The organism is Sphingobacterium sp. SGL-16 (assembly GCF_011043515.1).
Classification (GTDB): domain Bacteria; phylum Bacteroidota; class Bacteroidia; order Sphingobacteriales; family Sphingobacteriaceae; genus Sphingobacterium; species Sphingobacterium litopenaei.
In genome coordinates, this window is sequence record NZ_JAAKGQ010000001.1 from 16751 (window position 1) to 30824 (window position 14074).

Genomic DNA, 14074 nt, shown 5'->3' on the forward strand with positions numbered 1-14074 from the left:
ACAAAAATTGAATTTGTATGAATATAGATTTCAACAAACCTAGGTATGTTATACCCTTAATTCTGCTTCCTTTTCTTTGTGTATTTTTTTACGTGTACAAAAGTAGTTTCGCAAAAGAGCAAATTCAACAAGCTGGAATGGACTCCATGCAAACTGAACTAGCTGAAGTTTCTGAGCAGGTTCGTAATAGATCCCTATCTGATAAGCTTGATGCGTACAGAAATCAGTTTAAACAAGCTGATGGATACACTGCAATTGGTCATATACAAGAAGAAGAGTTGTTAAAAGAAACACCTAATACTTTGTACAATCAGCAAGAGCGTCATATGCTTGATTCCATAGATCGTGATATGAGGGGGAAATTTACGGATAAAACAAATACATTTCCAGATGCCAATAATAAGAAATTCATTGGTTCAGTAGATCCTCATGAGAAAGCACTACAACAAGCACTCCAAGAGATACATACTCCTCAGCGAACAAATGAAGTTAACCCCAATAAACAACCTGATGCCATGACATTATTTAGGCAACAAATGGCTCTTATCGATAGCATGGGCAAGGCAAATGATCCTGTATATCAAAAAGAGTTACAAAATGTTGAATTAGAGAATAGTATGAAGTCTAATTTGAAGGGTAACTTTGTTTTAAATGTGCGTAAAATAGATGCATCTGCTAAACTTTTTAATACTGTAAAACCTCAAAAGGAACAATCCTTTATAGCAGCTATTGTAGATCAGGATATCAAAGGCTTTGCTGGATCACGTCTTCGAATACGACTACTAGACGACATGATGGTTGGAAATTATTTGATTCAAAAAGGTGCCTATATCTATGCACAAATTTCTGGCTTCACAGGTCAGCGTGTAACTTTAACAGTTAGCTCTATTATGAATGGGCAACATATTCTTCCTGTCAAACTAACCGTATACGACCTAGATGGATTACCTGGGTTATATGTACCCGCATCTGCATTTAGGGAATTTAGCAAAGATCTGGGAAGCACTACCAGTCAGGGAATCACGATGCAACAATCCGCTGAAAACAATAGTCAACTGGTCATGAGTATGTTGCAGAAAATATTTCAATCAACTACAACAGCAGTCAATAAAATGATTCGCCAAAATAAAGCTAAAATAAAGTACAATACCATGGTATATCTAGTTGATCCTGAACAATTACGCCTAGATCATTAGTGCTATTTGTTTACTTCATAAATTAACTTCTAATCCCTTACAAATGAAAGTATTATTTTTAATAGTATCACTGTACTTTACAGTGACTATAAACCTTTTGGCCCAAAATAAGGCTGCCACGTACCGAGAAAATCTAACTAATATTGTGATTGATAATAAAACGTCATTGCATATTATTTCACCAGAACCTATACGATATGTAGATATTTCAACTCACAAACTTGTAGGTGACCTGCCTGAAAGTCATGTAGTGCGGTTAAAATTAGTTCATGATTCTTTAGATACACAGGAGAATAATGTAGCTGACCTTGGGGTCGTTACTATTGTTGGCGAAAGTTTTATAGCACAATATAATCTCAGTTATTTGAATACAATTGCGCAGTATAATGCTGTAGCAAGCTTTGATATTTTACCACATCATACTAAACCCATAACAAATCTGCCTGAGATAACGACTAAAGAGCTGCATCAGCATGCATTGTCTATACTCAATAAGCGAAAATCTGAACCTATTCGTCAAAGCAATAATTATGGAATTCGTGCAGAACTCGGCGCAATTTATACTGTAGGAGATCTCGTATTGCTGGATATAACCTATTATAATGCTACAAAACTGAGTTATGATATGGATGAGTTACGTTTTAAAATTGAAGACAAGAAAATTACTAAAGCGACGAATGTACAGTCAATTGAAATAAAACCAATATGGCAACTCTATCCGCATAAGGCTTTTAAAAAGCAGCATAGAAATATATATGTGTTCAAAAAAGTAACATTTCCAGACAATAAAATTCTGCATATTGAATTATCTGAAAAGCAGATTTCCGGAAGGACCATAACACTAAAAATTAAATATCGGGATATTCTTCAGGCCGATACGTTTTAAGTAAGGAATATTTCTCATGGAAGAAAGCAAAGAACAACAATCCCTGCACCGCTTTCTACAATTTGCTATTTATCTCTCGGTGGCCTTAGATATATTATTGTTTGTATATTCCGAAAAACTTGTGGAAGCTAAGGTAGCTGAACGATATGGCTTAAGTGTTTTTTTGCAAAGTATGGCGAGAATAACTATCTATCATTTTCCGCTATACAGTAAACTCTTTACCCTGATTTTAATCTGTTTAGTCACTATAGGTACATTGAGTCGAAAGCAAAGGGATTTAAATATTAAAAATGCCATTATCTTTCCCTTGTGCCTTGGTCTTATATTGCTTAGTGCTAGTCTTTTCTTCTATGATAGGCCTGCTCGGTTCATTATTCTGTTTACGAGTTGGTTTGATATCGCATATATAACATGTAGTTTTCTTGGTGTACTCTTACTGCATCTAGCTATGGACAATATCTCAAAGATTATTAGTTCCAAATTAGGCAAAGATAAATGGAATGTTGAAGGAGAGTCTTTTATGCAGGCTACCAAACCTAAAATCACATCTTATGCCGTGAATATTCCTATGCTTTTTTATTACAAAAATAAGGTGAGAAAAGGATTCATAGTCTTAGAAAATGTATTTAGAGGTACTTTACTGATAGGTACACCAGGTAGTGGAAAAAGTTTTGGCGTGGTCATGCCTATTATCCGACAGTTTGTGGCATTGGAGTTTACACTTTGTATTTATGATTTCAAGTTTCCAGATTTAGGTAAAGTTGCTTATTACCATTACCTGTTAGCTAAAAAACAGGGGAAATGTCAAAACTATGGTTTTCATGTTATCAACTTGACTGAGCCTGAAAAAAGTAGACGAATAAATCCTTGGAAATCTGAATACATTCGCACATTAGCAGATGCCTCAGAAACAGCTGAAGCATTAGTAGAAGCCATGAAGAAAGGAGACAAAGGAGGAGGAAGTGATCAATTCTTTACCCAATCTGCTATTAATTTTCTGGCTTCCTGCATTTACTTTTTTAGTAAACACAAATCAGGTCGTTATTCCAGCTTTCCACATGTATTGGCTTTTCTTAATCGCTCTTATGAAGAGATATTTACCGTATTATTTAGTAATAAGGAGTTGGAATCCCTACTTTCACCTTTTATGACTGCCTTTAAAGCCAAAGCTTTTGATCAGCTCGAAGGGCAGGTCGGCACTTTGAAAATATTTATTAGCCGGCTAGCGACCAAGGAAACATTTTGGGTATTTTCAGGAGAAGACTTTAATCTAAAGATCAGTAATCCTACAGATCCATCTATATTAATTTTAGCAAACGATCCTAACACGCAAAGTATAAATTCGGCTTGTTATTCCGTAATATTAAACCGTATTACTAGGCTTGTAAACTCCAGAGGAAATAAACCTGTAGGATTGATAATTGATGAGGCGCCAACATTATACGCTCACAAAATAGAAAATTTAATAGCTCAAGCCCGATCAAACTTAACGGCTGTACTTCTTGGTTTACAAGAATTACCTCAGTTTCAACAGCAATACGGTAAAGAAACAGCAACAACCATTGCTTCTGTCGTTGGTAATGTGCTATCGGGTTCCGTTCGCAACAAGGAAACGCTAGATTGGCTTGAACGAATTTTTGGTAAGGTCAAGCAAATTAATGAAAGTTTATCTATAGATAGAACTAAAACCTCTTTATCAATTAGTGAAAAATTAGAACCCTTAATTCCATCGGGAAAAATAGCTTCTTTAAAATCAGGAGAAATGGTAGGAATTCTTGCTTCGGATGCTGTAGAAAAGTATACCGGCCAGTACAACACTTCCGCAATTAACTGTCGTATAAACCTTGATATGGAAGCCATAAAAGAAGAAGAACAAGCCTATAGGGATTTACCTGTTTACTATGATTTTGCTGGTAGACATGATGAGGTGTTACTCCATAATTTCTATAAAATAAATAGCGATGTGCTAGAAATAGTTTCAGGACTAAAAACAGTTAAATAGAGATTTTAATTGAGTCTTTTCAAAACAATTATAGTAAAACAACTTAAAGAAATATTTAGGAAATGAGTAGAAAAATAAGCTTATTTATGATAACGCTAATTCTAATCAATACTGAATACCTATACCCACAAACCAACGTATATCTATCTAATAAATTTATACAGGTTATATTACAACATATAACTGTACGTGATTTAGTTGAAGAAAATACCGTTTTCTCGAAATCTGTAATTCAATCGCCGTTAACCAGACCTAAAACAACTTCGCTTTTTGGTTGGCGAAAGCATCCGGTAACGGGTCAGTATGGTTTTCATCAGGGGGTTGACCTAGTATCAGAAGATAAGATTGTACGAAATATATTGGATGGAGTAGTCAGTACATCAGGTTATCATACTTATTTAGGTAATTACGTCCGAGTGAATCACGGTAAACTCCAATCAGTTTATGGTCATCTTTCTTTTATAACAGTTCAAGAAGGGCAATCAATTTTGAGTGGATATCCTATTGGAATTATTGGTAATACTGGACGTGTTACAGGGGAACATTTGCATTTTGGGTTGATGTACAATGGTATATACATTGATCCCTGGCAGTTTTTACAATCATTAACAAACAACAATAGTAAATAAATTAGTCTATAAATGGATAAATTATTTAATGAACAGGATATTCCGTTAGCTGAATTGGGCAAATTAGGATTGCTAAATAACGGTAAACCAAGCTTGTCCTCAGAAGATTTAGAATCTCTCTTGTCGGGACATCGTACTAATTTAATCACTTTTGAGGATTTACATGCGGATGGAATCCACATTAATAAGATGGATGCTAAATTGTCTTTGGAAAAATCAGCTGAGGGAGAATTTAAAATACAGATTCACCCTATTTACCGAGAGGCTAAAAAACATCCACTTTTATTGGAATCAGAGGCGGAACAGCTCGAACAAGGAAAATTAACGCATGTGTTGAAAACCTATCAACAGGATAATGGAAAACGTAAGTCCTGGATTATTGAATTTGACCCAGAAACGAATGAATTTATCGCTGCTGACCCTGACAAAATAAAAGTACCAGCAATGATTAATGGCGAGAAGTTAACTGATATGCAGAAAGATCAATACAGAAATGGATCTATCGTGGAGCTCTCAGATGGTACAAAGTTACAACGAAGGGCAAGTAGTAGGAGTGGAGTAACGGCTAACAGGGAAGCCCTCGTGTATTCCCTTGTCCTTGATGGAGGAATATCGTATATGTTACTTCGAAGCTTAAGAAATCTTTTTGGTAGTAAATCTCAACAAAAGGATTATACGGAAGGTTATCAACACGCACTTCGAGATATGCAGCTAAGGCAACGCAATACACCTGTAATTCTTCCTTCGTTTACAGCAAATTCTGGAGAGGAAGTGTATAAAAATCAGAAAAAGGATGCCAGTAATACACAGTTTCGCTAATGCGTTATGATCAACATACACCGCATTGATCCTCGTGTTCTCTTGTATTTTTCTCCGTGGATATCTGTAATTAATGATATACCTATTATGCCTGAAAAAACTGCTGGACTACTAGAAGTTGGTATGGTCAGGCAACATTTCCTTTTTAATACTGCTATAGATATTTTATGTTTCTGTCATTTTCATCAGCATCTGTTAAAAAACAACGGTTCTAATATATTTAGTGCTATTGGTAATAATCCTTGCAGCATTTCTATTTGTCATTATGCAAAGCAATTCATAAAAGTTAAAATCATAACTGTATTCGATAATGATCTCCTAGGAAAAGTTTTAGACTGTAAAGTTGCTTTAGCACTATTAGGCAAGGAAACTCATTTTAAACTTTATCAAGGTAAGCTGCTATTTACTTATAAAAGAAATGAATTTACTGTTGATGAATCTCAGTTTTCACTTAACTATTTTTTCTTATTGACTGGAATACGAACAAATCATCGTACAATAAAGCCTAAAGGAGCTGTTTCATTTTATCAATTATTTGCACAACAATCTATAATATGATACCTGAGCAGTTTAAACAAAATATAAACTTGGAAATCCTTGTCTTTGGATTTCCTGTTCATGTAAACTACAAATTCTATTGGCCTGAAAAGCGTGATGTAAATTCAAAAGACCCCTTAGTGAGTCATATTGAATATCGTTCGGATTCTCGTGTTATCAGTGATACAGGTTATCGGTCTCATTTTTTTTACACGCATGGACTAATAGATACTCAACTTAAAGATATTGAAGAATTAGTAACTGCTATTGCTGAAAAATTAAGTATTGAAAACGGTTATAAACCGCCAATACAAGGACAGATGACTCTTTTTTAAACCTATTTTTTACCCTTTCAATCATACTATCATGAACGAAAACAATTTTGAATATTTAAAGAAAACACTTGATGGATTAGGTTTTGGTTCAAAACTTAATGAAGTGCTGGAACATGCGATTAGACGTGAAATGCCAAGCTTTAGTCTTGGAATTAGCAGCTTACGGAGGCCATTAGATGCCAAAGATAATAACGCTGCTCGAACAGACCATCTTGCTTTTAAACTTAACTTTAATCGTGCAAAAGATACTGATACATATTTCTTAAATAGTTATGATGTCTCCTTGCGAAATGGAAATAATCCTGCAGTAGTATCGCAAAGCTTTGATCTGGCTAGAGATCACCGAATAACAGCACTGCAAGCGCATAAGCTTATGTCGGGTTTAGCGTTAGAAAAAGAAGTGTTCTTACGGTCAAAAGATGATAATCAAGATGCAGCAAAACAACCCGAGAAAGTTAATATGTGGTTTAAATTAAACCTTGATATAACAGATGCTTTCGGTAATCATCCACTACGTACATTCCGTCCAGAATATGGTTATAATTTGACTGAGGCGTTAGCAAAATATCCTATAAAAGAGCTCGATACGCCCGAAAAGATGAAGCAAGCTTTAGAAACTTTGAAAGGTGGAAATTACTTACATGCAGATATATTAATTGGCAAAAAAAATGTACCTGTTTCTATAGTGGCTAATCCTCAAATGAAAACTATCGGCATCTATGATAAGAACATGATGGAGATTCGTGATGAAACAATCTTTCCTGAAAGAGTTTCTAAGCAAAAGATGGTTAATAATCAATCATTAGAATCATCAACTAATAAGAATGCAGTACAGGCTCAGGAGACTACGCCTTGGGAACAGAATCCCGAACATCAGCCTACTCAAAAGAGGTCCAGATAATAGGGAATTATATAATTTATGTCTCTCCAAGTTTTGAATCATACACAAACTAGGAGAGACTTTTTTTATATACAAAATTTCTAAAATAAGCTTTTGTTTTAGCAATCTACTATATCTCCGTTTTACAATCTCCTTTATTCAAAATAATTATGAAAAAAATATTTCAAAAGATTGACCGTATTAGAGGTTCTGGTATGGCCACATTGAATTTAGACTATTCATCTCCTTACTATCATTTAAATGGTAAGCGCTTTCCTGTTGAAAGTATTGCTACACCTGATATAAAATGTCGTGTTACCTTAATTATTGATTCTATTTTAATAGACTTTACTATAAATGAATTACTCTAATTGTTCGATTTCTACTATCGCATATATAATTGATAATGTATATTATAATATACTTTTATAATAATAAATACTATATTTGTATATTATAATATACATTATGGAGGATTTATTTTTACATGTAAACAAACCAAGTGATATTAGAACTCAGATTGGTGAATTCGTTAAATTAATGAGAAGCTCAAAAGGGATATCTCAACATGACCTCGCTTCTGAACTAAATCTTAGTCGATTAACTATTCAAAAAATTGAAAGTGGTAAAAACTTCAATATTGATACCTTACTGCTTATATTTCAGTATTTTGATGTGTTGAATTCCTTGTCGAATTTTATTTCTGAACAAGAAGTGGAATTTAAAGAAATTAAATCATTCTATTAATTATGGCTAAAAATTCAATTATAAAAGTAAGCCTATTCAATGTTGAAATCGGAACCCTAGGTTACGATAAAGAAAATGATATTTCCTATTTTCAATATAATCCAGAGTATTTAAAAAGAGATGATTTAAAGAATATTTTTCCTATTAGAAATATTATTCGCCCTATTGATAAAGTGCAGGTATTTAAAAATTTTAAAGGAGAAACATTTAGATCTCTACCTCCATTTATTGCTGATTCTTTGCCAGATATGTTTGGTAAGATCATATTTAGAGAATGGCTAGAGGCTAATAATCAGGATTTAAAAGATGTAACAGTGCTTGAGCAACTAGCGTATGTAGCAGATAGGGGAATGGGAGGGTTAGAATATAGCCCAGCAAAGGAAATTCCTAAAGGTACAACTATCGATATTTCAGAGATTGTTGAGGTCGTAAAACAAGTCGTTGATGTAAAAGGAAGTTTACAAGGACAAAAACTAGATCACGCTTCTTTATTAAATGTTTTTAAAATTGGTTCCTCGGCAGGAGGTGCTCGCCCAAAAATATTGATATCGCAACATAAAGAGTCTGGAAAAATTATTGCTGGTGATGTAACTTGTTCTGCTGATTATAAACACTATTTAGTAAAATTGGACCTTGATGAAGTTGGTTATAGTCGTGAGACTATTGAATATTGTTATTACCTAACTGCACGTCACTTAGGATTAACAATGATGGATTCGTTATTGATTGAAGGTAAGCATTTTGCAACTGAACGTTTTGATCGCGTAAATGGTCAGAAAAGGCATGTACGTACTGTTTCAGGTTTAACAGGATGGGATTTTAAATCTTTGGATAAATCTTCGTATGAAAATGTATTCGATTTAGCTATCTATTTAAAAATTCCACACAAACAGTTGGAAGAATTATTTTCACGTATGGTATTCAATGTAGTTTTTCATAATACGGATGATCATTTGAAAAATCATAGTTTTATGTATATGCAGGAGACTGATTCATGGGAGTTAAGTCCGTTTTATGATGTAACCTACTCACTTAACCCTTTGATTAATTATACAAATTCGAAACGCGCGCTTTCTATCGGTGGAAAAAGGTCAAGTATAGGCATTTCAGATGTACTTAAATTTGCAGATAAATATACTATTAAAGGCGCTAAAGGAATTGTAGAAAAAATGAATGAAGGAATTTCTTATTGGAATGATGTTGCATTAAAACATAATGTTCCTGACAAAATATTAAATCGAATTGTCAAAGATTTCAATCCAGTAAAATAGCTTATTCTTAGGTTGATTATTATAATTAACTATTAAAATATCATAAATTACTAAAAAAATTAGCAATTTATATCTTCTTATTTTCTTATATTTGCCATTATCAGTTTTATGAAGAATATAAAAGTAATTGAACTTTTTGCAGGTGTTGGAGGATTCCATTTAGGATTAACACAAGCATCAAATAAATTTAAAATAGTTTGGAGCAATCAATGGGAACCGTCAACAAAAAGTCAACCTGCTTCAGAAGTTTATCAATTAAGATTTCCCGACACACAACATTCGAATGAAGATATTGCAGAAGTTATAGCGAATAATTTTGATAATATACCTAATCATGATTTATTAGTTGGTGGATTTCCTTGCCAAGATTATTCTGTAGCTAGCACATTAAGTAGATCAGGTGGTATCGAAGGTAAGAAAGGCGTTTTATGGTGGTCTATATATAACATCTTAAATAAGAAAGGGAAGGATAAACCTAATTACTTGTTTTTAGAGAATGTAGATAGATTATTAAAATCACCAGCTAAGCAAAGAGGTCGTGATTTTGCTATTATGCTTGCCTCATTATCAGATTTAGGATATGCTGTAGAGTGGCGAATTATTAACGCTGCAGAATATGGTTTTCCTCAACGTAGAAGAAGGATTTTTATTACAGCTTATCTTAAGGGTTCTGATATATACAACCAGCTAATCAATACGGATATGAAAGAATGGCTATTATCTGATGGGATAATAGGAGAGGCATTTCCTGCATCAACTGAGTATACAAATATTCGTGAGTTTGAAATTGAGGGAAATTTGGAGGTGGTTACAAACAGTTTTAATTTAAACAAATCAATTGCTGAAAGTCCTTTTGAAAATTCAGGCTTAATGCTAGACAGAAAAGTTTTTACTTTTAAGACTGTTCCTGATTATAACGGATCTTACACTAAATTAGCAGATATTCTTATTTCTGAGGATGAGGTACCAAGTTCATTTTTTATTAAAGAAGAAGATTTGGATAAATGGAATTATTTAAAAGGAGGAAAGTCAGAGCAACGTACGAACAAAGCTAGTGGATTTACGTATAATTATTCAGAGGGTCCAATGATATTTCCTGATGCTTTAGATAGACCTTCTCGTACAATCATTACAGGAGAAGGAGGAGCTTCACCATCAAGATTTAAGCATGTCGTTACTACAAAGTCTGGAAAATTAAGAAGATTAACCCCAATTGAATTGGAACGATTGAACATGTTTCCTGATAACCATACTAAAGAAGCAACAGATATAAAAAGAGCATTTTTTATGGGAAATGCTTTAGTAGTGGGAGTAATTGAAAAAATTGGCAAATCGTTTATAAAAAGAATAAAAGGGGAATAAATCCCCTTTTTTCTTTTTATAAATCTACATCAATACCAATTAACCAAACAGGTACATTAATAACCTTGCTAAAATCTTCTATAATTTTCACCGTTTTATCGTAGGTTACAATTCCATCACTAAGTAATTTTTCTAAATTTCCAGTTGGTACAATATATATTAAACAGTCAATATTATTTAAAACGTCTGCTTTTAATACCTTGAAAAAATCTCGGTAAGCTAACGCCCAATTACCAAATTGTATCTCCCCAACAATTAGAGGGTCATTTTTGCTGCTCTTCGATTTAATAATGTTTTTGCCAAGTTTTTCACGATTAATTATATCATTTGCTAATTCTTTAATATTCATATTTTTAGCAATGAATTTATCCCATCTATTTTTCCCATCATAATATTGCAGGTTACCAAAACATAAATTTCTTAATGATATTAAATTTGACTCGTTATTCAATATTGCGAAGTCAAATCCTCCTATGGCATTTTTCTCACCCGTTGCAAAATAAAATACCCCATTTTCTTCTAAAACCTCTAGATGAATAGTTAAATTATCATTGCTAGATTTTAGATGTTGTCTAATTTTTTTATTTAAATCATCAGCTTTAATAGCTTTTGACTCTATAGTACCGCCTTTCGCTTTCTTGATTCTTGGTTCAATTGAAATAGGAGCATTGAGAACCTTATGAAAATGATGGTAAATTGATTCATTTGCGGAGATTATTTCATAAGCATGATGATGAAAATAATTCTCTTTTATAAATAAATTAAGCTCTTTTTGCTCTAACCACTCTTCTAAATTCATGTCTTATTAAGTTTGTAATTTATTAACAATTGTACAAATTATCAATGAATTAATATTAAAACTCATTTAATATTTTATTATATCATATAAAAGACTGGTACTTTTACTCCTTGCGGAATTTGCAATAATTGTGGTACTCTTCCATTATGATTATTTGTTCGGCCTAATATAAAATTTAATTCATAGAAACCTAATTTTGCCAATACAGCTTCATAAAATCGTTGAAATGGAAGTTTTCTTCCCTGATATCTAGGCATTGGATAATTTAAATCTTCTTGTAATGTAAGCCAAAATAAAAAATTCTTTATCTCATGAGAAAAAAAATCATTATCACACATGATTCCATTTTGGTATATACATTCAAGACTATTAATAATGTTTAAAAAATTTTCCTGATTTGTATTTTTGTAGATATATGATACAATATCAGAATGACTAAAAGCTACCCAATTATCATTTTGTTTATATAATAATTTATAATCCCCATTATTTTTATATCCTGGAAATTCAACTTTTAAATTCCCCATGACAACATATAATTTATTATTACCTAATCCAGAATTGCTGTGCAACTTTGAAAGTTCTTTAATAAATGTAATTCCTTCAGTATAATTCATTTTTATTGATTAATAATTTTTACATTCCTGATGGTATAAACTTTGGTGCTGCTTTACCTATTTCCATACCCCATGGAAAATTCATTGCTGCAAAATATGCAAGAGGCATAGCTGCCCCTAGGTAGTTTGTTTTTGATTCATCTTGTGCAATTTCTCTCCAAAACCATCTATCACCACGATTAGCTTCTTCACAAAGTAATAATCCAACAAATGTTAATGCCAATACTCGAGCATGGAAATTTTCACGTCTTATAGTGATGTATTGATAAGAAGAGTTATTATCTTCAGGAAAATGTCTGTCCACACACTCTACACATATATCAAAATAATCATCTAATGATTTTGGAGTGAAGTTTTTATGCACAATATCACCACTTAGTGTGGATACATCAGGAATATTTCCTAGAATAGTAAACGAACAGTCTTTGAAAAATGGTAATAAATCAAAATTTCTGCTTTTTGCCCAAGTAATCAAATGATTGATGATATCGTCATGACGTGGACTTGTTACAGGTTTATTATTGGAATTAAATAAGGTTAAATATAAATCATGTTCATGCTTTTTATGACCATCACATAAACCACTTCTTCTTGTTCTAAGAAATGTTGCTGTACAACCCAAAAATTGGCATACATTTAAATTCGAATCTCTATTTAATTTTAGATTATTGTCTTTATTTCGTCCCGTAACTAATAAATCTTCGATTTGTATTTTCCATTTAGTTTTAGTTTCTACATAAGAAACATTATTTATTTTTGCCATTAATAGAGAGTAAGATTATTTATAATTTGTTGATGAAGTAATTGCATCCCATCACTTTTTCCACTGCCAATTTTTATTTTCATTAACCCTCCTGGAGTTTCTGAATCATCCTCAAAGGCTTTGGCATATAATCCCTTGATAATTTTGTTCTCTTCACCGGGGTATACTAGATAGGAAGGGACATTGTTGTGGTATTTACTATATGCATATAGTTGTCTTAAGTCATCATCAGATGGGGTTCCATCACTTATGTTTTTCCATTTGGTATCTAATACAGCCACGGGTTTGTTGTTATGACTTATTACAATATCAGGTTTTATTCGTTTTGTATATCTATTTTCTGCCATCCAAAAGTCAATGGAGATTTGTCCAGTCACTTGCATATCCTTATGAATGTTTCTTTGAAGACTTTTCAATACAAACTTTTCCCAAAGCATATTCATGTCAAACATGAGTGCCAATACATTATTACTACCATTGTCCATATCAGGATGATAGTTAAGAAGTATAATTTTGGCAATATCTAGTGCGGATTGATATGCTGCAGTTTTTCTAGTAAGCTTTATTTTATTAAATATTTCTTCTTTAATTTTTATTGTTTTCTGATCTGGAAAATATAACAAAGCATTATGGTATCTCGAAATTAGATGAGGAGCTGTACCCAACTTAAGAATTGTATGCATAGCTAGATATAAAATCTCGTGTAATAAGTGATTTTGGTCATATACACTGTGTTGAATATAAAAACGTTCTTGATGAACACTGTTTTTTGTCACTTGTTTAGCAACCAGAAGCTTACCTTTTAGTGCAGTATAGTTAGATTCGATATTTCTATATTTTTTGATTAGGCCTTGACGTATCAACTTTTCGACTTCACTAATGAATAACTCCAAGTACATATCAAGGATACTGGATTGTTTAAGCTTCAGGTTGGCATGCGTGGGTGCATCTGGTTTCAAAAGTCCTATAGAACGCATCATGTCGATGAGCAAATTACGCCAGTGATTATGATTTGAACTTTTATCAGCTTTGGGCAATATTTCAATAGTTAAGTTGTTGACTTTAAGCACACCTACATATTCACAAAAACGTACACCATTATGCACAAGCGAATAGTAAGGGAAGTCTTTTTCTTTATAGAATAGTTGCAATGCCTTTAGTTGCACATCAGTGAGATTTTTTTCCCCCCGATGTGTATACAAAGCCTCGTGCTCAAACACTGTAATGGTCT

16 protein-coding genes and 1 pseudogene are annotated in these 14074 nt (G+C 32.8%); 13 read left to right on the plus strand and 4 right to left on the minus strand.

The features are described 5' to 3' along the window. The first annotated feature begins 92 nt into the window (after positions 1-92). From G5B32_RS17515 to G5B32_RS00160, 13 genes and pseudogenes are all read left to right on the plus strand, one after another. Positions 93-1196: a conjugative transposon protein TraM gene (locus tag G5B32_RS17515; protein ID WP_206366739.1), complete on the plus strand. Its 1104-nt coding sequence runs from the start codon at positions 93-95 to the stop codon at positions 1194-1196. Between the two features lie 43 nt (positions 1197-1239). Beyond that, positions 1240-2082 (plus strand): conjugative transposon protein TraN, encoded by an 843-nt coding sequence (traN, locus tag G5B32_RS00110; protein WP_240898960.1) that lies wholly within the window; start codon positions 1240-1242, stop codon positions 2080-2082. Between the two features lie 16 nt (positions 2083-2098). After that, positions 2099-2494 (plus strand): annotated as a pseudogene (locus tag G5B32_RS17580) (YWFCY domain-containing protein); the annotation flags it as partial. 36 nt (positions 2495-2530) lie between these two features. Continuing rightward, positions 2531-4084, plus strand: coding sequence for a type IV secretion system DNA-binding domain-containing protein (locus G5B32_RS00115; protein ID WP_240898967.1), 1554 nt, complete (start codon positions 2531-2533; stop codon positions 4082-4084). A gap of 62 nt (positions 4085-4146) precedes the next feature. Next, entirely contained in the window at positions 4147-4713 is a 567-nt protein-coding gene (locus tag G5B32_RS00120) for a M23 family metallopeptidase (RefSeq protein ID WP_206366740.1), read from the plus strand. 12 nt (positions 4714-4725) lie between these two features. Further along, on the plus strand, positions 4726-5532 hold the full coding sequence (locus G5B32_RS00125) for a DUF4099 domain-containing protein (protein WP_165289438.1): 807 nt from the start codon (positions 4726-4728) through the stop codon (positions 5530-5532). A 6-nt stretch (positions 5533-5538) separates the two neighbouring features. Next, positions 5539-6090 (plus strand): hypothetical protein, encoded by a 552-nt coding sequence (locus G5B32_RS00130; protein ID WP_165289440.1) that lies wholly within the window; start codon positions 5539-5541, stop codon positions 6088-6090. Continuing rightward, positions 6087-6404: a hypothetical protein gene (locus tag G5B32_RS00135; RefSeq protein WP_165289442.1), complete on the plus strand. Its 318-nt coding sequence runs from the start codon at positions 6087-6089 to the stop codon at positions 6402-6404. The genes G5B32_RS00130 and G5B32_RS00135 overlap by 4 nt, the downstream gene beginning before the upstream one ends. Positions 6405-6435: 31 nt before the next feature. Continuing rightward, complete coding sequence (locus tag G5B32_RS00140) at positions 6436-7305, plus strand: hypothetical protein (protein WP_165289443.1); 870 nt, start codon at positions 6436-6438, stop codon at positions 7303-7305. Between the two features lie 149 nt (positions 7306-7454). Further along, entirely contained in the window at positions 7455-7655 is a 201-nt protein-coding gene (locus G5B32_RS00145; RefSeq protein ID WP_165289445.1) for a hypothetical protein, read from the plus strand. Between the two features lie 97 nt (positions 7656-7752). Beyond that, positions 7753-8031: a helix-turn-helix domain-containing protein gene (locus G5B32_RS00150; protein ID WP_165289446.1), complete on the plus strand. Its 279-nt coding sequence runs from the start codon at positions 7753-7755 to the stop codon at positions 8029-8031. A 2-nt stretch (positions 8032-8033) separates the two neighbouring features. After that, a complete protein-coding gene (locus tag G5B32_RS00155; protein WP_165289447.1) occupies positions 8034-9302 on the plus strand; it encodes a type II toxin-antitoxin system HipA family toxin in 1269 nt (422 codons plus the stop codon). A 108-nt stretch (positions 9303-9410) separates the two neighbouring features. Beyond that, complete coding sequence (locus tag G5B32_RS00160; protein WP_165289448.1) at positions 9411-10664, plus strand: DNA cytosine methyltransferase; 1254 nt, start codon at positions 9411-9413, stop codon at positions 10662-10664. Positions 10665-10680: 16 nt separating this feature from the next. On the opposite strand, the gene G5B32_RS00165 is transcribed toward G5B32_RS00160, so the two are convergent. From G5B32_RS00165 to G5B32_RS00180, 4 genes are all read right to left on the minus strand, one after another. Next, complete coding sequence (locus G5B32_RS00165) at positions 10681-11463, minus strand: BglII/BstYI family type II restriction endonuclease (RefSeq protein WP_165289449.1); 783 nt, start codon at positions 11461-11463, stop codon at positions 10681-10683. 77 nt (positions 11464-11540) lie between these two features. Next, positions 11541-12080, minus strand: coding sequence for a hypothetical protein (locus tag G5B32_RS00170; protein ID WP_165289450.1), 540 nt, complete (start codon positions 12078-12080; stop codon positions 11541-11543). Between the two features lie 19 nt (positions 12081-12099). Next, on the minus strand, positions 12100-12843 hold the full coding sequence (locus G5B32_RS00175; protein WP_165289452.1) for a hypothetical protein: 744 nt from the start codon (positions 12841-12843) through the stop codon (positions 12100-12102). After that, entirely contained in the window at positions 12843-14063 is a 1221-nt protein-coding gene (locus G5B32_RS00180; RefSeq protein WP_165289453.1) for an McrC family protein, read from the minus strand. Before G5B32_RS00180 ends, G5B32_RS00175 begins: the two co-directional genes overlap by 1 nt. Positions 14064-14074: the final 11 nt, after the last annotated feature.